This is a genomic window from Candidatus Planktophila vernalis, from assembly GCF_002288185.1.
Lineage (GTDB): Bacteria > Actinomycetota > Actinomycetes > Nanopelagicales > Nanopelagicaceae > Planktophila > Planktophila vernalis.
This window is the reverse complement of record NZ_CP016776.1, coordinates 1,214,609-1,236,243: the sequence shown is the minus strand read 5'-3', so window position 1 is coordinate 1,236,243 and position 21,635 is coordinate 1,214,609. Positions and strand designations below refer to the sequence as shown.

General features: G+C 45.8%; 19 protein-coding genes and 1 tRNA gene. 15 read left to right on the top strand and 5 right to left on the bottom strand.

The window, feature by feature from the left end:
- Nucleotides 1-2 precede the first annotated feature (2 nt).
- The 4 genes from ispD to A7sIIA15_RS06400 are packed head-to-tail and all read left to right on the top strand — an operon-like array spanning nt 3 to nt 4,313.
- Entirely contained in the window at nt 3-1,121 is a 1,119-nt protein-coding gene (gene ispD, locus A7sIIA15_RS06415) for a 2-C-methyl-D-erythritol 4-phosphate cytidylyltransferase (RefSeq protein WP_095686308.1), read from the top strand.
- A 9-nt stretch (nt 1,122-1,130) separates the two neighbouring features.
- Complete coding sequence (cysS, locus tag A7sIIA15_RS06410; RefSeq protein ID WP_095686307.1) at nt 1,131-2,528, top strand: cysteine--tRNA ligase; 1,398 nt, start codon at nt 1,131-1,133, stop codon at nt 2,526-2,528.
- Nucleotides 2,529-2,530: 2 nt separating this feature from the next.
- Nucleotides 2,531-3,523 carry a 23S rRNA (guanosine(2251)-2'-O)-methyltransferase RlmB gene (gene rlmB, locus A7sIIA15_RS06405; RefSeq protein WP_095686306.1) on the top strand — a complete coding sequence of 331 codons (993 nt, stop codon included), beginning with the start codon at nt 2,531-2,533 and terminating at the stop codon, nt 3,521-3,523.
- 4 nt (nt 3,524-3,527) lie between these two features.
- Entirely contained in the window at nt 3,528-4,313 is a 786-nt protein-coding gene (locus tag A7sIIA15_RS06400; protein WP_095686305.1) for an SGNH/GDSL hydrolase family protein, read from the top strand.
- On the opposite strand, the gene A7sIIA15_RS06395 is transcribed toward A7sIIA15_RS06400, so the two are convergent.
- A complete protein-coding gene (locus tag A7sIIA15_RS06395) occupies nt 4,305-7,313 on the bottom strand; it encodes a glycoside hydrolase family 2 TIM barrel-domain containing protein (RefSeq protein ID WP_223298251.1) in 3,009 nt (1,002 codons plus the stop codon). The two genes, A7sIIA15_RS06400 and A7sIIA15_RS06395, sit on opposite strands and share 9 nt — an antisense overlap.
- 108 nt (nt 7,314-7,421) lie before the next feature.
- Here A7sIIA15_RS06395 and A7sIIA15_RS06390 point away from each other — a divergent pair, with 108 nt between their 5' ends.
- Nucleotides 7,422-9,479 carry an RNA degradosome polyphosphate kinase gene (locus tag A7sIIA15_RS06390; RefSeq protein WP_095686304.1) on the top strand — a complete coding sequence of 686 codons (2,058 nt, stop codon included), beginning with the start codon at nt 7,422-7,424 and terminating at the stop codon, nt 9,477-9,479.
- Complete coding sequence (locus tag A7sIIA15_RS06385) at nt 9,480-10,379, top strand: NUDIX hydrolase (RefSeq protein ID WP_095686303.1); 900 nt, start codon at nt 9,480-9,482, stop codon at nt 10,377-10,379. It begins immediately after the preceding gene.
- Here A7sIIA15_RS06385 and A7sIIA15_RS06380 read toward each other — a convergent pair.
- On the bottom strand, nt 10,376-11,293 hold the full coding sequence (locus tag A7sIIA15_RS06380) for a Ppx/GppA family phosphatase (RefSeq protein WP_223298250.1): 918 nt from the start codon (nt 11,291-11,293) through the stop codon (nt 10,376-10,378). The genes A7sIIA15_RS06385 and A7sIIA15_RS06380 overlap by 4 nt on opposite strands.
- Before the next feature lie 106 nt (nt 11,294-11,399).
- On the opposite strand from A7sIIA15_RS06380, the gene A7sIIA15_RS06375 reads away from it, so the two are divergent.
- Nucleotides 11,400-11,471, top strand: a tRNA-Thr gene (locus tag A7sIIA15_RS06375).
- 24 nt (nt 11,472-11,495) lie between these two features.
- The gene (locus tag A7sIIA15_RS06370) at nt 11,496-12,008 is read left to right on the top strand and encodes a beta-class carbonic anhydrase (protein ID WP_095686302.1); all 513 of its coding nucleotides are present in this window, start codon (nt 11,496-11,498) and stop codon (nt 12,006-12,008) included.
- On the opposite strand, the gene A7sIIA15_RS06365 is transcribed toward A7sIIA15_RS06370, so the two are convergent.
- Both A7sIIA15_RS06365 and A7sIIA15_RS06360 read right to left on the bottom strand, forming a co-directional pair.
- Entirely contained in the window at nt 11,989-12,765 is a 777-nt protein-coding gene (locus A7sIIA15_RS06365; protein ID WP_095686301.1) for an alpha/beta fold hydrolase, read from the bottom strand. The genes A7sIIA15_RS06370 and A7sIIA15_RS06365 overlap by 20 nt on opposite strands.
- Entirely contained in the window at nt 12,765-14,000 is a 1,236-nt protein-coding gene (locus A7sIIA15_RS06360; RefSeq protein ID WP_095686300.1) for an NAD(P)/FAD-dependent oxidoreductase, read from the bottom strand. Before A7sIIA15_RS06360 ends, A7sIIA15_RS06365 begins: the two co-directional genes overlap by 1 nt.
- Before the next feature lie 23 nt (nt 14,001-14,023).
- On the opposite strand from A7sIIA15_RS06360, the gene A7sIIA15_RS06355 reads away from it, so the two are divergent.
- The 6 genes from A7sIIA15_RS06355 to A7sIIA15_RS06330 all read left to right on the top strand — a co-directional run bounded on the left by A7sIIA15_RS06355 (nt 14,024) and on the right by A7sIIA15_RS06330 (nt 20,148).
- Nucleotides 14,024-15,505, top strand: a complete 1,482-nt coding sequence (locus A7sIIA15_RS06355; protein WP_095686299.1) for an SDR family oxidoreductase — start codon at nt 14,024-14,026, stop codon at nt 15,503-15,505.
- Nucleotides 15,498-16,844: a pyridoxal phosphate-dependent decarboxylase family protein gene (locus A7sIIA15_RS06350; protein WP_095686298.1), complete on the top strand. Its 1,347-nt coding sequence runs from the start codon at nt 15,498-15,500 to the stop codon at nt 16,842-16,844. Before A7sIIA15_RS06355 ends, A7sIIA15_RS06350 begins: the two co-directional genes overlap by 8 nt.
- A gap of 39 nt (nt 16,845-16,883) precedes the next feature.
- A complete protein-coding gene (locus A7sIIA15_RS06345; RefSeq protein WP_095686297.1) occupies nt 16,884-17,147 on the top strand; it encodes a DUF3263 domain-containing protein in 264 nt (87 codons plus the stop codon).
- A gap of 117 nt (nt 17,148-17,264) precedes the next feature.
- Nucleotides 17,265-18,887: a chaperonin GroEL gene (gene groL, locus A7sIIA15_RS06340; RefSeq protein ID WP_095686296.1), complete on the top strand. Its 1,623-nt coding sequence runs from the start codon at nt 17,265-17,267 to the stop codon at nt 18,885-18,887.
- 69 nt (nt 18,888-18,956) lie between these two features.
- Nucleotides 18,957-19,703: a DUF3027 domain-containing protein gene (locus A7sIIA15_RS06335; protein WP_095686295.1), complete on the top strand. Its 747-nt coding sequence runs from the start codon at nt 18,957-18,959 to the stop codon at nt 19,701-19,703.
- Nucleotides 19,704-19,764: 61 nt separating this feature from the next.
- Nucleotides 19,765-20,148, top strand: a complete 384-nt coding sequence (locus A7sIIA15_RS06330; protein WP_018207421.1) for a cold-shock protein — start codon at nt 19,765-19,767, stop codon at nt 20,146-20,148.
- Between the two features lies 1 nt (nt 20,149).
- On the opposite strand, the gene A7sIIA15_RS06325 is transcribed toward A7sIIA15_RS06330, so the two are convergent.
- A complete protein-coding gene (locus tag A7sIIA15_RS06325; RefSeq protein ID WP_029168574.1) occupies nt 20,150-20,338 on the bottom strand; it encodes a DUF2530 domain-containing protein in 189 nt (62 codons plus the stop codon).
- 12 nt (nt 20,339-20,350) lie between these two features.
- Between A7sIIA15_RS06325 and A7sIIA15_RS06320 the strand changes: the two genes are divergently transcribed.
- Nucleotides 20,351-21,616, top strand: a complete 1,266-nt coding sequence (locus A7sIIA15_RS06320; protein WP_095686294.1) for an MFS transporter — start codon at nt 20,351-20,353, stop codon at nt 21,614-21,616.
- Nucleotides 21,617-21,635: the final 19 nt, after the last annotated feature.

Sequence of the window (21,635 nt, the reverse complement as noted above, 5' to 3'; positions counted from 1 at the left end):
CAATGTCTATTAGCGCCATCATCGCTGCCGCTGGCAGTGGTGAAAGATTTGGCGCAGGCATTCCTAAAGCTCTTATCCAATTAGCAGATCGCACTCTGCTTGAACATGCTGTTTCATCCTTAGCCCCTGTTGCTGATCAAATCATTGTCACCACCCCTATCGGCTTTGAAAAACAAATCAGTGAACTACTCGGTGATGGCATTGTTGTTGTTACAGGTGGTGCCACACGCTCTGCCAGTGTCAGAAACGGCCTGGCCGTTGCAACTGGTGATTACGTTTTAGTTCACGATGCTGCCAGAGCACTAGCTAGTACTGATTTAGCAACCCGTGTTATTGCCCAACTCCAGAACGGTGAAGTGGCAGTGGTTCCAGCCTTGGCTGTTGTGGACACAATCAAAGTAACTGATAGCGATGGCTTTGTTGTTTCAACTCCTGATCGCGCAACGCTGGTGAGCATTCAAACTCCACAAGGTTTTAAAACTTCAGCTCTTCGTGATGCACACGCATCTGCAAGTGAGGCAACAGATGATGCCGCACTCATTGAAGCAGCTGGCGGAAAAGTAAAAGTAATTAGAGGTGAAGAGCGAGCAACAAAAATCACTACTCCTGCTGATTTAAACACCGCCCTTTCACACTTAGGTTTAGGCAAAGAGATTCGCAGCGGTATTGGAACTGATGCACATGCATTTGGTGAGGGAAGAGATATGTGGCTGGCTGGTTTGCACTGGCCAGATGAGCAAGGCGTTGAAGGACACTCTGATGGCGATGTTGCTGCCCATGCAATTTGTGATGCCCTCTTTGCTGCAACTGGTTTAGGAGATTTAGGAAGTAATTTTGGAACTGATCGCCCTGAGTATGCAGGTGCTTCTGGAACGCGATTAATGCAAGAGTGCGCAGCGCTAGTGAAAAAAGAAGGCTTTGCTATTTCTAATGTGAGTGTGCAGATCATTGGTAATCGTCCAAAGATCGGTAAGCGCCGAGCTGAAGCAATTGCAGCGATTTCATCTGCTCTGGGTGGCGTGCAGGTTTCAGTCTCTGCAACGACAACTGATGGCATGGGCTTAACTGGTGAAGGCAAAGGCATCGCAGCCATTGCAACTGCTCTGGTTTCTAAGCAGTAGAATTAGCAAATGTCCGCACTCAATCTCTATGACACAGCAACCCGTGAAGTGGGCGTTTTTAAGCCACTGATCCCGGGTCAAGTCTCTATGTATGTGTGCGGTGCAACGGTTCAATCACATCCACATATTGGCCATGTTCGAAGCGCAGTTAACTTTGATATTTTGCGCCGCTGGCTTACCTGGTCTGGCTATGACGTTACTTTCATTAGAAACGTCACAGATATTGATGACAAGATTTTGCACAAAGCTGTTCACGAGAAATCACCATGGTGGGCAGTTGCCATGAAGTATGAGCGCATCTTTACGCAAGCCTTTGCCTCCTTAAATGTTTTGCCACCTACCTATGAACCACGGGCAACTGGCCACATCACTCAGATGATCGAATTGATGGAAAAACTTATTGCTAATGGCGCTGCCTATGCCCCAGGTAATGGTGATGTGTATTTAGAGGTGCGCAAGTTGAAGCGCTATTTAACTCTTTCAGGTCAAAAGCTTGATGATCTACAACCAGCTGCAGATGCTGATGAAACATATAAGAAAGATCCACGCGATTTCGCACTATGGAAAGCTGCAAAGCCTGGAGATCCATCATGGCCAACACCATGGGGAGCAGGTCGTCCTGGCTGGCACTTGGAATGTTCTGCAATGGCGCACGCCTATCTTGGTGAGGCATTTGATATTCATGGCGGCGGCTTAGATTTAGTTTTCCCTCACCATGAAAATGAGATTGCACAATCAGAGGCAGCTGGATATAAATTTGCTAACCGTTGGTTACATAACGCCTGGGTTACACAAGCCGGTGAAAAGATGAGTAAATCTCTTGGAAACACTTTGCAAGTTGAAACTATCTTGCAGCGTGTTCGTGGAATTGAACTACGTTGGTATTTAGGTAGTGCGCACTATCGCTCAATGCTGGAGTACTCAGAGGCAGCCCTCGATGAATCAGCTGTGGCATTTCGTCGTATTGAAAACTTCTTAACTCGCTCAGTTGAACTTCTTGGCACAGAGCCAGAGCCAACAATTACCGATGCCTTTTGCGCGGCAATGAATGATGATTTAGCTGTGCCAGCAGGATTGGCTTCAATCTCTGAGAACCTACGTCTTGGAAACCAAGCAATTACTGATGGTGATAAAAAGGCAATTGCAAAGAATGCCAATGAAATCCGCGGTGCTTTGCAGATTCTGGGCTGTGATCCCTTTGATACTAATTACCCACAAAGCGCATCAGGAAATGTCAGCGCAGCACTAGATGGAGTTATTCAGTTGGCATTGAAAGAGAGGGCAGCTGCACGTGAGCGTAAGGATTTCGCTGCATCAGATGCCATCCGTGATGGACTACTCGCTTTAGGAATTACAATTGAGGACACAGCACAAGGGCCGCGTTGGTCAATGGGAGAAAAGAGTTAACCATGGCCGGCAATTCATCACGCAAAGGCGCAATTCGCCAATCAAAAAAGGGTCCATCTGCAGGTACTGGTGGAAAGAATAAGAAGCGTTTAACTGGCAAAGGCCCAACTCCTAAAGCTGAAGATCGTCCTTATCACGCAGCTGCAAAGCGCAAGAAAGCTGCTGAGAAAAAGGCAACTCGTTCTCCTTCTACGCGTTCAACTTCTCCGCGCGCAACAACGATGACTCGTTCTGCACCTTCTCGTGCACTACGTGGTGATCGTCCAAGAGGTGAAATCGTTGCAGGTCGTAACGCAGTACTAGAAGCATTACGTGAGGCAGTTCCAGCAACAGAATTATTAGTTGCTCGCAGCATTGATGTTGATGATCGTGTTGCTGAATCATTAAAGTTAGCACTTCACTTAGGTCTACCAATTCGCGAAGCACACCGCGCAGAAGTTGAAGGAATCTCACCTAATAGCCAGGGAATTGTTCTTGCTATTAAGCCTTACCAGTACTCATCATTTGAAGAAATCATGTCTCGTGCTAAAAATCCAGCACTCGTTGTTGCACTCGATGGTGTTACAGATCCACGTAACTTAGGTGCCATTGTTCGAAGCGCTGCAGCATTTGGCGCAGCAGGTGTTCTGATGACTGAGCGCCGCGCTGCTGCAATGACTGCATCTGCATGGAAGGCATCAGCTGGGGCAGCTGCCCGTATGCCAATTGCACAGGTAACAAATCTTGCTCGCACTATTGATGCAGCTAAGAAGATGGGCCTCTTTGTTGTTGGTTTAGATGGAGAATCAGAAGACACCATTGCTTCAATGAAGATTGCTGCAGAGCCAATCATGATTGTTGTTGGCAGTGAAGGTAAAGGCCTTGCACGTTTAACTCGCGAGAAGTGCGATCTTGTAATCTCTATTCCAATTAGTGCATCAACTGAGTCTTTGAACGCTTCAGTTGCAACATCAATTGCGCTCTTTCATATAGATCAGGCACGCCGTAAGGGGTAAGCAGGTGATTTACACTCGTTTTATCGCACTCGGTGATTCCTATACCGAGGGTATGTCTGATGAAAAACTACATGGCAACTACCGTGGTTGGGCAGATCGCGTTGCAGATGGCATGGCAAAAGCCCATCCAGATTTCACCTATGCCAACTTAGCTATTCGCGGCAAACTTGTTAGACAAGTTTTAGATGAACAAATTGAAGCTGCGTTAGCCCAAGTAACTGGACCTGAAACTCTTATCTCTTTTCACGCCGGTGCAAATGATGTTATTCGACCTGGATACAAAGCTGAGATTGTTTTAAAACAATATGCCGATGCCGTGAGACGTTTGGCTGCATCAGGTGCAACGATTTTGCTCTTTACTGTTTTAGAGCGCACAGGAAACTCAGGACGCTCTGCCAAGATGTGGGAAGAGCGCTTTGGTGGGTTTAATCGAAATGTTCGAGCCGTTGCACAAGAAGTTGGCGCAATCATTGCTGATGCAAATGAAGAACCAGCATTTAGCGATAAGAGATTTTTAGCCTTTGATCGCTTGCACTTAAATGCTCTGGGTCATGAACGTGTTGCAGATGCAGTACTTGAACTTCTAGAACTTCCCTTTGATGCTGGGTGGCGTGATCCTTTGCCACCGGCAAAGCCTGAACCTAAGGTATTTAAAGTAGTAGTGACTATTTTGTGGTTTATTACTTTTGCTCTGCCATGGATGTGGCGACGTGCACGCGGTAAATCATCAGGAGATGGTCGAAGCTGCAAATATCCAATTGCCATTGGTTGGCCACTGAATTTAGATTGAAGTAAGCGTCCACTCCCAGGTGTGTAGGCCTGGTTTGATTTTGTATTTAGGCAAAGTATCTGGACCACATGATGATGTTCCAACTCCACGATGTGCTCCATCGATATGAACAACGACGTTGCCACATGCTTTTACTTCGACATCATGGGTGGCATCAGCTAAATCCACTGCTCTATTAGGCGTTACAGAGACCTGTAATGGCTTACCCATTTGGACTCGAACTCCATGTCCAGTTGCATCTGTTACTTCAAACCATCGCACTGCGGTGTGTCCACCATTTTCTTGTGGCCTGACATATGGAATGTATTGGTTTGCAACGCTAGAAACAAAGCGATGAATACGAGCAATCTTTCGATCTGGGTATGACTCATGAGGACCTGAACCAAACCAGGTCACATCAGTGAGCGCGCCATCTAATTCAAAGTTAACACCGACTCGTGCAACATCTGTTAGCACCTTAGGTAGCGTTACAGATTCTTTGACTCTAAAGCCATCGGCCACAGGAGTAATTACTTGAACGTGCTTAATGCTAATTCCAGTACTTGTCTGCCACGTGTTTGTGACTTTAGTGCTGGTGCGATTTTGTGAAACAACACAGTCGGTGCGATCCATATCGCGCAAGCCCCAACGGTTCCACTTAGTTGCCATGTGTCCGATGCGATCGTTATCAGTTGGTGCGCGCCAAAGAGTTAGCGTCGGTGCAACAACTCCGCGTGGCAAAACAATCTGACCGTAGTCATCTAGAACATTTGTGTATTCATCAGATGCTTTTGCGCTCTTAATTGTTAGAGCACGTGACGGTAGAGCCATTTGATTCCAGCCAACTTCAGTAAATGCTGGAGCCCATGGGGTGCTATCAATGTTGATGATGGTGAAAGTAATAAAGCGCTCACCTGGTCCATTGGCCTTAGATAGGTGCTTAGATGAAACTTTAAATGCAACAGTCTTACGTGGTGCAACCTTAGGCAGCTTTACTTTGCCACTATCGATGATGAGGCCATCACGAGTGATAGTCCAGCTCACTTCATACTCGCTTAAATCTTTAAAGAAGTGCTTGTTAAAGATTTTGAAAGAACCAGTTGATGCCTTTACTGCGCTGATGTTGGCTGGGGCGGCAATAGCCTTAAATTCAGCCATTGCAGGCTTAGCGGTGCGATCTGGGAAAACCATTCCATCGCAGCAGAAGTTGCCATCATGCTTCTTCTCACCGTAGTCGCCGCCATAAGCGTTGCGCTTTGATCCATCTGGCATTGTTTGAACTGGACCGTGATCCCAGAACTCCCAGATAAATCCGCCTTGCAGACCTCTCGTTGTTTCAATAACTTCCCAATACTCAGCAAGAGTTCCATTGCTATTACCCATAGCGTGGGAGTACTCGCACATAATCAATGGTCGATCTGCTTTTGCAGAAGTTGCATACTCTTTAATTGCAGTAACAGCTGGATACATCGGACAAATAACATCAGTGAGTGAGTGTGAACCCATCCAGTTACCACGGATGCCACCTTCATAGTGAAGTGGGCGTGATGGATCAAAGCTTCGAGCAAATGCTGCAGCTGCTTCATGGTTGGTTCCAGCACCTGATTCATTGCCAAGTGACCACATGATTGCTGATGGGTGGTGAATGTCGCGTTGAATCATTCTGCCAACACGATCTACGAATGCAGTTAAGTACTTTGCATCATCACAGATAGATGCAATGAATGCGTGAGATTCAATATTTGCTTCACCGATGACATAGAAACCAAGCTCATCACAGAGATCTAGGAAAGCTGCATCGTTGGGGTAGTGGGATGTGCGAACGGCGTTGAAGTTCCAACGCTTGAGTTCTAGTAAGTCTTCACGCATATCTTCACGAGTAAGTGCGCGGCCTGTGTAACGGTTGAAATCGTGGCGGTTAACGCCATAGAACATCACAGGTTGGCCATTAATTAAGAAGTCCTGGCCCTTTACTTCAACAGAGCGAAAGCCAATCTTTTGTTGTGAGACTTCAACGATGTTGCCATCAGGATCGATGAGTTCAACGTGGAGGGTGTAGAGATTGGGTGATTCTGCTGACCAGGCTTTAACTTTAGGAATGCGGGTATTTAGATGGATTTTGCCCGCTGGCCATGGTTCATTTTCCAAAATAGCTTTCTTGGCATCTGCTGGCATATTGCCATTCCAAAACTTGCCATGGAAATACTCATCACTTCTAGCCTTTAACTCTTCAGCACGCTCAGTCCATTTAGGGGATTGGAAAGTCTTTAGCGTTGATTCAAGGTTTGCCGCTTTAACTTTTGGAAGCTCTTCAATCGATGCACGCAAGGTGTAGTTGTGCGTTGAGATGTTATCGATTGAGGCGATGTGAGCACGGATATCAAGAGTTCCTGTGGTGCAATCTTTTTCAAGACCTGCAGTTGTGTAGAAGCGTTCAATGAAAACCTTATTAGTTGCAAAGAGTTTTACAGAACGGGTAATTCCACCATGCCACCATTGGTCTTGGTCCTCAATGAAAGTTGCATCAGACCATTTTGTAACATCAATGCGCACAACGTTGTTGCCACGCTTAACAAAACGTGTAACATCAAATTCAGCAGCAAGGCGTGAATCTTTAGTAAGACCCACTTCAACGCCATTGATGAATACAACTGCTACAGATTCATAACCACCGAGGTGCAAAACAATGCGCTTGCCCATCCAGCCATCTGGAAGATCGAAATCTCGCTCATACACACCATGTGGATTTTCCTCTGGAACAAATGGTGGTTGTTCTTCAAAAGGCATTTGAGTGTTTGTGTAGATGGGTTTATCAAAAAACACATTACTTTCTTCTTGCATCGTCCATAAACTTGGAACTGGGATTGATGCCCACTTGCGACCTAATGGCTCACGTGGAGAACGTAGAAGTTGAAAGCGCCAAGTTCCATCGAGGCTGATTTTTTCTAAATGCTCGATATTGAGCATCGGTAGACGATTTACTGCAGTTGTTTCTGGACTCATCCAGTAATTCGTCATCATGGGCGCAAGTCTGCCATTGAGCCTAGATTGGCGCCTAATCCCCCTTGATTAGCCTGATAGCCTTAGTCCAGACACTTAGAATTCACTTAACAAGGACACAATTTCCCCATGAAGCTCCAAAATATCACCGACCGCGAAATGAGTTGGCTTTCATTTAATCAGCGGGTGTTGGAGTTGGCCGAAGATCCAACGATGCCTTTGCTAGAACGCGTCAGATTCTTGGCGATTTTCTCCTCAAATCTTGATGAGTTCTTCATGGTTCGTGTGGCAACTTTGATGAGTAAGTTAGAAAACGGTGTCACTGCAGCAAATGTTGCTGGATTTACTCCAATGGAGTTAATGAAACAGGTTTCTCTTCGCACAAATGCTTTGATGGAACGTCAATCAAATGTGTATCACAAGGAGATTGAGCCTTTACTTAAGAAACAGGGAATCGAATTTGTCCATTGGGATCAACTCAACGATACTGAGCGTGGCTATGTCACAAAGTTGTTTCAAGACCGTATTTTCCCAGTTTTAACTCCATTAGCGGTTGATCCTTCACACCCATTTCCATATATTTCAGGGCTCTCTTTGAATTTAGCGGTAATAGTTAAGAATCCAACTTCTCATGAAGAGTTCTTTGCTCGTGTTAAGGTCCCTGAGATTTTGCCACACTTTATTGCCACTGCAAAGACAGGTTCCACTAGATTCCTACCGCTAGAGGATTTGATTGCAATTCACCTCCAGGAACTCTTCCCTGGAATGATAATCCAAGATCACTACACATTTCGAATTACACGAAATCAAGATATGGATCTTGATGAAGAAGAATCTGAGGATATTTTAACTTCAATTGAGCAAGAACTTGCTCGTCGTCGATTTGGTCCACCTGTTCGCTTAGAAATTGAAAGCGAAGTCGATGAGAAGTTAGTTACTCGTCTATCAAATGAGTTAAAGATTAATCCAGAAAATGTGATTCATATTTCGGCACCCCTTGATTTAACATCACTGAACAAGATTGCTGACCTTGATTTCCCTGACTTAAAGTTTGATCGATTTAGATCCAGAACTGCCAAAGCGCTTGCTGAAGTGGATCAAGAGGATCCAGACCTATTCTTTGCCGCGATCCGTCAAGGTGAAATATTGCTCCACCACCCCTATGAATCCTTTACTTCTTCGGTGGTGCAGTTCCTACAAAATGCTGCCCAAGACCCACAGACTTTGGCCATTAAGCAAACGCTCTATAGAACTTCAGGTGATTCACCCATTGTTGAAGCTTTAATAGAAGCGGCAGAAGCAGGCAAGCAAGTTTTAGCAGTTATTGAAATTCGTGCGCGCTTTGATGAACAAGCCAACGTGCGCTGGGCTCGTAAGTTAGAAGCAGCTGGTGTCCACGTTGTTTATGGGCTCATGGGTCTAAAGACACATGCCAAGCTCTCACTTGTTATCCGTGATGAGCCAAATGGACTTCGTCGCTACTGCCACATGGGAACAGGTAACTACAACCCAAAGACTGCTCGCATCTATGAAGATTTAGGAATTCTTAGTGCTGATCCAGAGTTGACTGAAGACTTAACTAAACTCTTTAACCAACTCTCTGGCTTTGCACCGCAGTCAACTTACTCACGACTTCTTGTTGCGCCATCAACACTTCGATCTGGAATTACCGAAAGAATTGACCGCGAGATCAAGAACCATAAAGCTGGCAAGGCATCTGGAATTCAACTCAAACTCAACTCAATTCTTGATGAAGGTTTTGTTGCAAAACTCTATGAAGCATCTCAGGCTGGCGTGAAGATCGAATTGTTAGTCCGAGGAATTTGCGCAGTCCAACCTGGCATCAAAGGAATTTCAGAGACTATTACAGTCAAATCAGTTCTTGGTCGTTTTCTAGAGCACTCACGAATCTTCCATTTCACCAATGCCGGAGATCATGAGTATTGGATTGGTAGTGCCGACTTAATGGGGCGCAATCTTGATCGCCGCGTGGAGAGTTTGGTGCGAATCGATAAGAAAGAGCACCAAAATCGCCTGCAAGAGATTTTAGATTTAGGTTTGAGCGCAGATAGTTCTAGCTGGAAACTCTCTGGAATTGATTGGGTGAGAGTCTCTAAGAACAGTAAGGGACAAGCCCTACTTGACGTGCACTCCGCCTTTATTCACACCTACTCAAGGGAGCGCTAAATGAGCCCAGATAGAGAAGTGATTTATGCCGCTGGCGCAGTTCTCTGGCGCGAAGTAGGAAAGAAGAAGCTCGAGTTAGCAATCATCCACCGTCCTCGTTATGACGACTGGTCATTACCAAAGGGAAAATTAGATCCTAATGAAACGATGATTGGCTGCGCATATCGCGAAGTTATGGAAGAGACTGGGTATGCACCAATATTTGGTCCAGAGATCGGTGATGTTACATATGAAGTTGATGGTATTAGAAAGATTGTTAAGTATTGGTCAGCTCAAGCCGTAGGGGAACCAACAGGAACTACTGATCTGCACGAAGTTGACCAAATACTTTGGTTATCACCAGCTGATGCCAAGAAGAAATTAACGTTAGAAGATGACAAGTCACTTGTGGACTTCTTCCTAGAGTTCAACTCTGGTACAACACCACTTGTTCTTCTGCGCCACGCTAAAGCTGTTAAGCGAGAAGATTGGGATGGAGATGACGGAGATCGACCGTTAGCTCAACTCGGACAGATCCAATCCAAACGAATGCTTTCACTCTACCTGCCTTATGGAATTCAAGAGATTCATTCATCCGATGCCCAGCGCTGTATTGAAACTATCGAACCGATATCTCGCTCTTTAAGTATCAATCCGATTTACTCTGCTGATTTAAGTGAACATGGCTTTGCTAAAGATAAAGAAGCGCCACTTGATTATGCACAAGATTTAATGGATCAAGGCAAGAGCGCCATTGTCTGCAGCCATAACCCTATTTTGCCAAAGCTTTTGAAGAAGTTGATTGGTAAGAAGAACTTCAAGCAGCTTGATCAAAAGCTAGAACCAGGCGAAGCATGGGTTTTGCATTACAGAGATGGTGAAATCATTGCTATTGACTGGGTTGAAGCACCTAAAGCTTAATTATTAAGCCAGTCCAACCTACGTAATACAACACCCTCACGCAACGCCCACGGGCATATTTCCACGCGATCTAGATCTAAAGTGTTCATTGTTGCGCGTGCAACTATCGCTCCAGCAACAATTTGCTTGGCGCGGCTATTTGAAACTCCTGGAAGCTCAGCTCGAGATTTATCAGTCATATCTGCAAGCTTTGAAACCATTGCCTTTAAGTTTGCACTCTCTAAATACTTTGGATTTTCATTAAACATATGGCCAGATAATCTGGCAAGAGTTCTAAAAGTCTTGCTCGTTGCAACACATCGATCGGCATCATGCGTACGAAGAATTGCAGGGAGTTCATCTTCTAGCTTGCTGCTCACAAAATCCTCTAAAAACTTAATACCTTTTGAACTATAGGGATCCCCACTCAAGAAATCTCGAGTTAATCGCGCTGCACCTAACGGCAAAGACAAAGTCGCTTCTGGGTTTTCATCAACGCCAGATGCAATTTCAAGTGAACCGCCACCGATGTCAATCATCAAAAGTTTTCCAGCAGACCAACCTAACCAGCGGCGCACAGCCAGAAAAGTCATGCGAGCTTCTTCATCGCCGGTGAGGATTTGTAAATCAATCTGGTGGCGTTGATTAATCTCTTGAATAATCTTTGGACCATTTTTTGCATCACGAATAGCCGACGTTGCAAAAGCCAAAATCTCATCAGCTTGATTTTCATTGGCATGTGCAACTGAATCGCCAACTGCTTGATGTAGTAGATCTATTCCTTGCGGAGTGATTGAGCCAGCAGCATCGAGATGTTCAGTCAGGCGAAGTTCAACTTTAAAACTAGTTGCAGGTTCTGGACGGGCACCCAGGTGGGCATCCATCACCTGCAAATGGATGGTATTTGAGCCCACATCTAGAACGCCTAATCTCACCGGCACAACCTATCGCTGAGGCTGGGTCGAACCCACGATTTTAAGTTTTTGCATTCCACTGCCATAATTGCCGCTGGTCGAAAGATCGATACGTGTTCGCACGTAGGCCTCTCTAGCTCAGTGGTAGAGCAGCGCACTTGTAATGCGCAGGTCGTCAGTTCAATCCTGACGGGGGGCTCGTGGTTAAAGGAAGTAGGCGATGATGTCAAAGTTTCCTTTTGATGAATTTGCCGATGCGTTGGCAGCCAATGATGAATACATCAAGACTTTCAAATACTCAGGTCTAACTGGCACAGCCCAAAAAGGCTTAGCAATTGTCACCTGCATGGATTCACGCATTAATCCGCTTTCAGTTATTGGTATGAACTCTGGCGATGCCAAGATCTTGCGTAATGCTGGAGCGCGTGTGACTGATGACGTTTTACGTACTCTGGTTTTGGCCACGTATTTGTTGGGTGTTAAAAGAATCTTGATCATGCCTCACACCAACTGCCGAATGGCACAAGTGGATGAAGCAGAAATTCACCGTGAGATTGATACCAAATACGGCATTGACACATCAGAGCTTGAGTTTAAAACTGTTGCCGATCAGAAGGCTTCTTTGATTGAAGATGTGAATGCAGTTCGCAATTACCGTTTACTTAATAAGGGTGTTTCAGTGGGCGGTGCAATTTATGACGTTGCGACAGGAAAAATTACTCCGATTGATTGTTAGTTCGTCGAATTGGATCGCGAGTAATCGGATAGCTCAAATCCTCTAAGAATTGCATAATCACCGCGATTAAGAGTGCAGGTTTTTCTTTCACTAGCCCATGTGAAGTTCCAGGGATAATTGCTAACTGTCCAAGCGGCAAAGCTTCATAGAGGGAAATTGTGTGATCGTGAGCGATGACATCGTCATCACCTGCCATAACTAAAACAGGGCACTGAATAGAAACGATCTCACTTAAGGAAATATCAGGCTCTGTTGTCCAAATCTCATTCATTCGCTTGATTTTCTCAAGCAGAGTGTGCGGAGCGTCAGGTGAAATTAAGTTGTATTCAGCTTGGTCTTCTTCAGACACTCGGGCTTCCAAGAAATCCTTTAGTGGTGCGCTGTAATGATAATTCGCCCCAATTGCCACAATTGATTTCACTAACTCAGGTCGCTTTATTGCAACCATGAGCGCAATGATTCCGCCATCGCTATAGCCAATCAGATGAGCAGGCTCCTTAACAACATCTTCTAAATATGCAATTGCTTCTTGGCATTGAAATTCAAAGTGGAGACTTCCAGGTTGATCACCGGTGAAACCATGGCCTGTGCGATCGTATGCAAAGACATGAAATTCATCTTCAAGGGGTGGGACCATCAAGTAATCCCAGCTAGATGTTTTACTCAAGCCACCATGAAGTAAAACAACGGCTTCGCCATCGTTATCCCACTCGTAATTATAGAGCTGATGGTTTCGAAGATTTATATATTCAGGCATTACTGCGAATCCATGATGTGGCGATTACCGCGATCAAAAGTTAGGTAGTTCCAGGTCCAGTCGGCCATTGTGCCAATCTTGTTTCGGCCACCAACCAAGTAGAACAAGTGCAACCAAAGCCAGGCATACCAAGCAGGAATTCCAGACATGCGGAAATTCTTTACTTCAACAACTGCTTTGTGGCGCCCGATGGTGGCCATAGAACCTTTATCAATGTATTTGAAAGCCTCTAGCGCTTTTCCATCAGCTAAGCGCTTAATTTGCTTTGCAATAAAGCGGCCCTGCTGCATTGCAACAGGTGCAACCATAGGAAGAAAACGTCCATCTTTTCCTACAAAACCTGAGATATCACCGATTGCAAAGATGCCTGGGTAATTCTTCACCTGCAAATTCTGATCAACATCAATGCGCGAGCTGACTAGTGGCAGATTCAATAATCCACCAGCAGGCTCACCTTTAACGCCAGCTGCCCAAATAGTTACCTCTGAAGCAATTTCATTACCATCTTTAACGATGATAGATCTTGGCTTTAATTCAGCAACAGCAGTATTGAGGAGGACATTCACGCCGAGTTTTTCTAAATCTTTTTTAGCACGAGCTGATAACTTCTCTGAAAACATAGGCAGGATTCGAGGGCCTGCTTCAATAAGATTAATTCGAATATGCGCTGCGGCATGGGCTTGATCATTTTTAAGTGGACCACGAACTAATTCAGCAAAGGCCCCAGCCATCTCAACTCCAGTTGGTCCACCGCCTACAACTGAGATTGAAAAACTAGTGTCATCTTCGAAGCGACAGAGATCTTCAAATCGGCGCATAACTTCTGCGCGAATAGCTAATGCCTCACTCACGCTCTTCATTCCAAGTGCATACTCAGCAACTCCTGGGATTGAAAAATCTGCTGTGACAGAACCAAGTGCAACAATGAGTTGATCAAAGGCTAAAACTTCACTGCTATCTAATTTAATAGTCTTATTTTTATGATCCACAGATATTGGAGAACCCATTCGAAACTGGACTCCACTTTTTCTAAGCGCACCGCGAATTGGATGAGCAACGTGATCTGCTGCAAGACCTGCTGTCGAGACCTGATAAAGAAGTGGCAAAAAGGTTTGGAAGTTGTGGCGATCAACCACTGTGACATGGGCTGTATCTGCCATAGCCTTGGCGGCAGTGAGCCCACCAAAGCCAGCACCGAGTATTACAACCCGAGGCTTAAGAGATGTCTTTTCCATGGAGTAAGTCTAGGCTTCACGTCATGTCCATGCCCAATCAAAACCGCAAGTACCTAGTTACAGGTGCATCTGGCTACGTTGGTGGCCGTTTAGTGCGCACGCTAGTTGAAGAAAATAACGATGTTCGAATTTTAGTGCGTGATAAATACAAGATCCTTGGCCAACCATGGGCTTCAAAAGTAGATATTTGTGAGGGCAGTGCTGAAAACATCGCTGACATGGACCGGGCGCTAACTGGTGTTCACACCGCTTTCTATCTCTTGCACTCAATTAACTTAGGGCCAAACTTTGACGAGATTGAATCTCAGATGGCAAAGAATTTTGCTCAAGCTGCAGAGCGTGCTGGGGTTTCACAGATTGTCTATTTAGGTGGAATCGCTAACGATGTAAACATTAGTAAGCACTTAGCCTCTCGAGCGATGACTGGACAATCACTAGCAACTACTTCAGTTGCAGTCATGGAGCTGCGTGCTGGAATCATTATCGGATCAGGCTCTGCTAGTTTTGAAATGTTGCGCCATTTAACTCACCGCTTACCGATTATGACCACACCAAAGTGGGTTATGAATAAAACACATCCAATTGCAATTAGAGATGTTCTCTACTACTTAAAGGCTGCTGCAAAGCTTGAAACACCAGTAAATCGTGTATTTGATATTGGTGGCCCAGAAGTACTCTCTTATGCCGACATGATGCAAAAGTTTGCAAAACTATCAGGATTAAAAAAGCGCTGGATTATCAAAGTTCCTGTGTTAACACCTGGGCTTTCAAGTCTATGGATTGGTTTAGTAACACCTGTGCCAACCGCTCTTGCCAGACCACTTGTGGGATCGCTCATTAGTGAAGTTGTTGCAGATCCAGCGAAATCAATTGATGCACTCATTCCAAAACCTGTAGAGGGTTTAATTGATGTTGAAAACGCTATTTCTCTAGCGCTTTCAAAGATTACAACCCATGGCGTTGAGACACGTTGGTCAGATGCAGCGATGCCAATGGCGCCGTGGCAAAAAGCTCAAGGAGATCCTGAGTGGGCAGGTGAAATGGTTTTGCGTGATCGCAGAGAAACAATCACCGATGTTCCTGCAGAGAAGGTCTGGCAACAGATTGAGCGAATCGGCGGTGATAACGGCTGGTTTGGTTCAGATTTCTTATGGTGGGCACGTGGAGTTTTAGATCGATTCCTCTTTGGCGGAGTTGGATTACGGCGCGGCCGCAGAGATCCTGATTTCTTGCGCGTGGGTGAGAGTTTGGATTTCTGGAGAGTGGACGAGCTAGATCCAGGCGTGCGATTAAAACTTTATGCTGAAATGGTTTTACCTGGCAAAGCATGGTTAGAGTTCACAGTCTCAACCATTAACGGCAAGACAAAGATTGTTCAAGAGGCAACTTTTAATCCTCGTGGACTTGGGGGTCAGATGTATTGGTATGCAGTTGCACCATTCCACTTCTTTGTTTTTCCAACAATGCTGCGAAACATTGTGAAGAAAGCACGAAGCAGTGCATGAGTTCACCCCAGAGGTAGAAGCTCTTGCTGCTGAAGTTTTGGCATACAGTCTCGATCGCTTAAAAAATGATCCACCACTGGATGGCCCTAGAACTGCTGAGGATTTATTTAGCGAAGTGGGAAACACCATCACTGCCCGCGGTCTAGGCGGCCATGAGGCCTTAGAAGTTTTCACATCTGTTTTAGCTAAAGCCTGTATTTCAACTGATCACCCACGCAACTTAGCTTTTATCCCATCTGCTCCCAGTGAGTATGCAAACCTTTTTGATTTAGTTGTTGGTGCAAGTGCGCTCTATGGCGGTTCATGGCAAGAAGGAGCAGGGGCTGTATTTGCTGAAAACCAAGCCCTGCGTTGGATTTCTGACTTAGCACAATTGCCAGAAGAATCTGGTGGAGTTTTTGTTCAGGGTGGAACAATTGGAAATCTTTCAGCCCTAGTTGTGGCACGAGCACAGGGACGAAAGAAGCACCCAGGTGCTTCTCGTTGGGTGATTGCATGCAGCGAAGAAGCCCACTCTTCAATTGTTAGCGCTGCAAATGTGATGGATGTTGATGTTTTAAAGGTGCCAGTTGCAGCTAATGGAAAGTTAATGGGGGAGGCAGTTGCCCATGCCATTGATCATCTGCATGCCACAACAACACATCGCGTGTTTGCAGTTGTTGCAACTGCCGGAACAACAAATCTTGGAATCATCGATGACTTACAAGGCATTGGTAGCGCAGCCCATGAGCGGGGGATTTGGTTTCATGTTGATGGGGCGTATGGATTAGCAGCATTGTGTGCTCCATCAGTTCGTTCACACTTTGATGGCGTAGAGGCTGCTGATTCTTTAATCGTTGATCCACACAAATGGTTATTTGCTCCATATGATGCTTGCGCACTTATTTACCGCGAACCCGAACTTGCCCGCCAAGTTCACTCACAACATGCTTCTTATTTAGACACATTAAAAGATGGTGCATGGTCGCCATCTGATTATGCAATTCAATTAACTCGTCGCACACGCGGATTACCTTTTTGGTTTTCCCTTGCTGCCTATGGCACCGATGCATATACCGAAGCGATGGAGCAATCATTAACAGTTGCCCATCAAGCTGCTGCATTAGTAAAAGCGCATCCAGATTTAGATTTAGTGTGTGAACCAGAACTTTCAATCGTTGCATTTACACGCAAAGGTTGGTCGGCAAGTGATTATCAAAGCTGGTCTGACAAATTACTTTCTGATCAAATCGGTTTTATTCCACCCTCATCACACAAAGGCCAAGCAATTCTGCGTTTTGCCATTGTTAATCCATGGACAAAAATCAGCGATATTAAATTGATTCTTTCCACCCTTTAAATCCCACATTTTTCGCGCTCACCCGATACGATTTCCCTCATGTCCGCGCAAGAAGAGTCCGCCATTCATACTGGCCTGAGCGACCTTGAAGTCCGTATTCTGGATTTTGAAGCTAGCTGGTGGCGCTATGCAGGGGCTAAAGAGGCAGCAATCAAGGAGCTTTTCGACCTATCGGCTGCCCGTTACTACCAACTTCTTAATGACTTAATCGATCGTGATGATGCTCTAGCTGCCTCTCCCATGCTCGTGAAGCGCCTACGCCGCCTGCGCGAGGCCCGCATGAACACCCGCATCGCCCGCTAAGCCCCCCACCGTTTTGCGCCTGGGAAATAACTCCCGTAGATTTGGCGTTAGCACTCTCGGGGTGCGAGTGATAAAGCCCCCGCTAACTGAACGATTACATGAAAGCGAGCACAACTCATGGCAAAGCAGATTGCCTTTAATGAAGAAGCCCGCCGCGGATTAGAGCGCGGAATGAATATCTTGGCCGATGCGGTCAAAGTGACCCTAGGACCTCGCGGACGAAACGTTGTCCTAGAGAAGAAGTGGGGCGCCCCAACTATTACTAACGATGGTGTTTCCATCGCTAAAGAAATTGATTTAGATGATCCATGGGAAAAGATTGGCGCAGAGCTAGTTAAGGAAGTTGCTAAGAAGACAGATGATGTCGCAGGCGATGGAACAACTACAGCAACTGTTTTGGCCCAGGCCCTAGTGCGTGAAGGACTTCGTAACGTGGCTGCCGGATCAAACCCAATGGCCCTTAAGCGCGGTATGGAAAAGGCAGTGACAGAGATTGTTGCTGAGCTTTTGTCTATGGCTAAAGCCGTTGATTCAAAGGAACAGATCGCAGCAACAGCATCTATCTCTGCAGCAGATGCAACTATCGGCGAGATGATTGCTGAAGCGATGGACAAGGTTGGCAAAGAAGGCGTTATCACTGTTGAAGAGTCAAATACTTTTGGTTTAGAGCTAGAGCTCACTGAGGGTATGCGCTTTGATAAGGGTTATATCTCTCCTTACTTTGTAACTGACCAGGATCGTATGGAAGCAGTTCTAGAAGATGCATACGTATTGATCGTGAACTCAAAGATTGCAAATATTAAAGATCTCGTACCAGTTCTTGAAAAGGTTATGCAATCAGGTAAGCCACTTGCGATTATCGCTGAAGATGTTGAAGGCGAAGCGTTGGCAACACTTGTTGTGAACAAGATCCGTGGAACTTTCCGCTCAGCAGCAGTAAAGGCACCTGGCTTTGGAGATCGTCGCAAGGCGATGCTTCAAGACATTGCAATTCTTACAGGTGCAACTGTTATCTCTGAAGAAGTTGGTCTCAAGCTAGATCAAGCAGGACTTGAACTATTGGGTCGCGCTCGCAAGGTTGTTATCAGCAAGGATGAGACAACAATCGTTGAAGGCGCTGGCGATGAGGCACAAATTAAGGGCCGCGTCACACAGATCCGTTCAGAGATTGAGAAGAGCGATTCAGATTATGACCGCGAGAAGTTGCAAGAGCGTCTTGCAAAGCTTGCTGGTGGCGTGGCTGTTATCAAGGCTGGAGCTGCAACTGAGGTTGAACTCAAGGAGCGCAAGCACCGCATTGAAGATGCAGTTCGCAATGCAAAGGCTGCAGTTGAAGAAGGAATTGTTGCCGGTGGTGGCGTTGCACTTCTCCAAGCAGCAACAGCAGCATTTAAGAAGTTCACTGGTTTAACTGGTGATGAAGCAACTGGTGCAAAGATTGTTGAATTCGCAATCGAAGCTCCACTCAAGCAAATCGCAATCAACGCAGGACTTGAAGGCGGAGTTGTTGTTGAGAAGGTTCGTAATCTTCCAGCAGGACAAGGTCTCAACGCTGCAACTGGTGAATATGTGGACATGATCAAATCTGGAATTATTGATCCAGCTAAGGTCACACGTTCTGCGCTACAGAACGCTGCATCTATCGCAGCCCTGTTCATCACAACTGAAGCAGTGATTGCAGATAAGCCAGAAAAGAATCCAGCACCAATGCCACAAGGTGGCGGAGATATGGACTTCTAAAGCCCACAAATTACGCGTAACGCCGTCCTCGATTAACGCGAGGGCGGCGTTCTGCTTTACCCTATATACATGGCAAAGAAATCATTGGCGAAAAAAACGCCAAAGGAGACATCAAAGAAGGCTGCGTCAAACACACCTGCTCCTTTTGATGCAAAAAATCTTGCCCATACTGCAATCTTTGAGCACGCAGAAAAGCGTGATCATGTTGGTTCATTTATTAGCGTTGAGTTTGATGATGAGAACCGCGTTGCCACATATCTTTTTAATGCAAACCTCGCTGGCTATAAAGGCTGGCGTTGGTGTGTCACTGTTGCAAAGGTTGATGCGGATGCAACGCCAACTGTTTGTGATTTAGTTGTTCTTCCTGGGCCAGATGCATTACTTGCCCCAGAGTGGATTCCTTATCGCGATCGCATTTTGCCAGGTGATGTTGGCGTTGGTGACATCGTTCCAAGTTCACTAGATGATGCACGTTTAGTTCCTGGACAATCAGCGTTGCCACAGGATGAAGATTTAGATACTGCAATGGCAGTTGAATTAGGTTTTGGTCGTGCACGAGTAATGTCTATTGAAGGTCGCGATCAAGCTGCTAAGCGTTGGTATGACGGGGACCGTGGACCACAAGCACCATTGGCACAAGCTGCTCCTAAGCCATGTCATTCATGCGGATTCTTTCTTCCAATCGCAGGCTCACTGCGCGCAACCTTTGGCGTGTGTGCAAATGCAATCTCGCCCGATGATGCACGCGTGGTCTCTGTTGATCATGGATGCGGCGCTCACTCGGAAGCGACCTTCACTGACCTGGTGATAAACTAAAGCCCTGACCGCAACCCCCGCGGCATAAACGAAGACACGAAATAATCAAGGAGCCCTCCCCATGCCTACAGGACGCGTTAAATGGTTCTCCCTAGAAAAGGGTTTCGGTTTTATTGCCAATGATGAAGGCGAAGATGTTTATCTAGCTGCTTCATCTCTTCCAGAAGGCGTTGCAACAGTTAAGCCTGGAACAAAGCTTGAATTCAGCATTGCTGACTCGCGTCGTGGACCACAAGCACTCTCAGTACACATCATTGATGCACCTCCATCACTTGCTGAAAACTCACGTGCTAACACTGATGATTTAGCTGCAATGATTGAAGACACAATCAAGATTTTGGATCGTGTTGGAAATGGTTTGCGCCAAGGCCGCCATCCATCAGCAGTTGAAGCAGAGCGTTTAGGCCGCGTATTGCGCGGTATTGCATCTGCTCTAGAGGCTTAAATTAAATTCCGCTGCGCTTATTGCGGCGAATTGAATAACGAATACCAGTTAGGCCTAGGCCTGCTCCGAATAGGCATGTCCAAATGACTTTCGCATCTGCGCCAACTGCTAACGCAATGACAAAGGCAATCACCCAGCAAATTACGCCAATTGATACTAGGGTTACAACAGAACCGATATTTGATGCCATGAGAGAAGAGTAATGGGATTTAACGTAAAAGTGGATGGTAATTGGCGATCATTTCGCCACCGTAATTACCGGATACTTTTTCCTGCCAGTACCATCTCCAATATTGGAAGTTGGGCGCAGCGCGTTGCCCAAGACTGGCTTGTTCTAGAACTTACAAACAGCGGAACATATCTAGGAATTGTCACAGCAATTCAATTCACTCCCTTTCTTTTCTTTTCACTCCATGGCGGCGCCTTTGCTGATCGTTTTGATAAACGTAAACTTTTAATTGGAACCAACGCCCTAGGTGCATTTTCAGCAATCACACTAGGAACACTCGTCATGACAAACCAGGTGGAGCTATGGCATGTATTTGCATTAGCTGCCGTGCTTGGTATTTCAACTGCTATAGATGCACCAGTTCGCCAAACCTTTGCTGCTGACATCGTGGGTCAAGATGATCTGCCCAATGCAGTAAGTCTTAACTCTGCAAACTTTAATGCTGGGCGCTTAGTAGGACCCGCCCTATCAGGCTTACTTATCGCTGCTTTTGGCACTGGGCCATCCTTCTTAGTTAATGGAACCTCCTATCTTTTTGCTATCGGTGCGTTAATGGCGATGAATGAGAAAGAGTTTTTCCATCAAGATCGACCGAAGTCGAAGACCAATGTGCGAGAAGGCCTGCACTATGCATTAGCCCGCCCTGATATTTACGTGGTTATGTTGATAGTTTTCTTCCTTGGAACCTTTGGCCTGAACTTTCAAATCTTTAACGCTCTTATGGCAACACAAGAGTTTGGCAAGGGACCTGCTGCATATGGATTACTTGGAACCTTTGTGGCTATTGGTTCATTTTCAGGTGCCATTGCATCTGCACGCTTGGAACGCTTTCGAAAGACCCGCTTTGTTATCTTAGCTGGAGGGGCTTTTGCACTAGCGATTCTGGTGCTTTCAATATTGCCTAACTACACCGCCTATGCAATCTTCCTACCGATCTGTGGTGTCACTGCTCTTATAACCATGATTACTGCAAACTCCATTGTTCAAGTAAATAGTGACCCAGCAATTCGCGGGCGAGTAATGGGTATCTATCTTTTGATTTTCATGGGTGGAACTCCAGTTGGATCACCAGTAATTGGTTTGATGGCAGAAGCAATTGGAATTAGATCAACAATTGCCGCCTGTGGTGCCATTTGTTTAATTGCAACTACTGTTATTTGGTTTAAGTTTAAAGATCGGGTTGATGTGCCAGCTGATATTTCTGTGGCTGCGGTTTTAAAGTCCGCTAATCGCAATTAAAAGTATTAAACCAAAGAGC

Excerpts from the sequence above, each read along its gene's own strand:
- ispD (WP_095686308.1), top strand. The coding sequence starts at position 3 with ATGTCTATTAGCGCCATCATCGCTGCCGCTGGCAGTGGTGAAAGATTT.
- cysS (WP_095686307.1), top strand. The coding sequence starts at position 1,131 with ATGTCCGCACTCAATCTCTATGACACAGCAACCCGTGAAGTGGGCGTT.
- rlmB (WP_095686306.1), top strand. The coding sequence starts at position 2,531 with ATGGCCGGCAATTCATCACGCAAAGGCGCAATTCGCCAATCAAAAAAG.
- A7sIIA15_RS06395 (WP_223298251.1), bottom strand. The coding sequence starts at position 7,313 with ATGATGACGAATTACTGGATGAGTCCAGAAACAACTGCAGTAAATCGT.
- A7sIIA15_RS06390 (WP_095686304.1), top strand. The coding sequence starts at position 7,422 with ATGAAGCTCCAAAATATCACCGACCGCGAAATGAGTTGGCTTTCATTT.
- A7sIIA15_RS06385 (WP_095686303.1), top strand. The coding sequence starts at position 9,480 with ATGAGCCCAGATAGAGAAGTGATTTATGCCGCTGGCGCAGTTCTCTGG.
- A7sIIA15_RS06370 (WP_095686302.1), top strand. The coding sequence starts at position 11,496 with ATGTCAAAGTTTCCTTTTGATGAATTTGCCGATGCGTTGGCAGCCAAT.
- A7sIIA15_RS06365 (WP_095686301.1), bottom strand. The coding sequence starts at position 12,765 with ATGCCTGAATATATAAATCTTCGAAACCATCAGCTCTATAATTACGAG.
- A7sIIA15_RS06360 (WP_095686300.1), bottom strand. The coding sequence starts at position 14,000 with ATGGAAAAGACATCTCTTAAGCCTCGGGTTGTAATACTCGGTGCTGGC.
- A7sIIA15_RS06355 (WP_095686299.1), top strand. The coding sequence starts at position 14,024 with ATGTCCATGCCCAATCAAAACCGCAAGTACCTAGTTACAGGTGCATCT.
- A7sIIA15_RS06345 (WP_095686297.1), top strand. The coding sequence starts at position 16,884 with ATGTCCGCGCAAGAAGAGTCCGCCATTCATACTGGCCTGAGCGACCTT.
- groL (WP_095686296.1), top strand. The coding sequence starts at position 17,265 with ATGGCAAAGCAGATTGCCTTTAATGAAGAAGCCCGCCGCGGATTAGAG.
- A7sIIA15_RS06335 (WP_095686295.1), top strand. The coding sequence starts at position 18,957 with ATGGCAAAGAAATCATTGGCGAAAAAAACGCCAAAGGAGACATCAAAG.
- A7sIIA15_RS06330 (WP_018207421.1), top strand. The coding sequence starts at position 19,765 with ATGCCTACAGGACGCGTTAAATGGTTCTCCCTAGAAAAGGGTTTCGGT.
- A7sIIA15_RS06325 (WP_029168574.1), bottom strand. The coding sequence starts at position 20,338 with ATGGCATCAAATATCGGTTCTGTTGTAACCCTAGTATCAATTGGCGTA.
- A7sIIA15_RS06320 (WP_095686294.1), top strand. The coding sequence starts at position 20,351 with ATGGGATTTAACGTAAAAGTGGATGGTAATTGGCGATCATTTCGCCAC.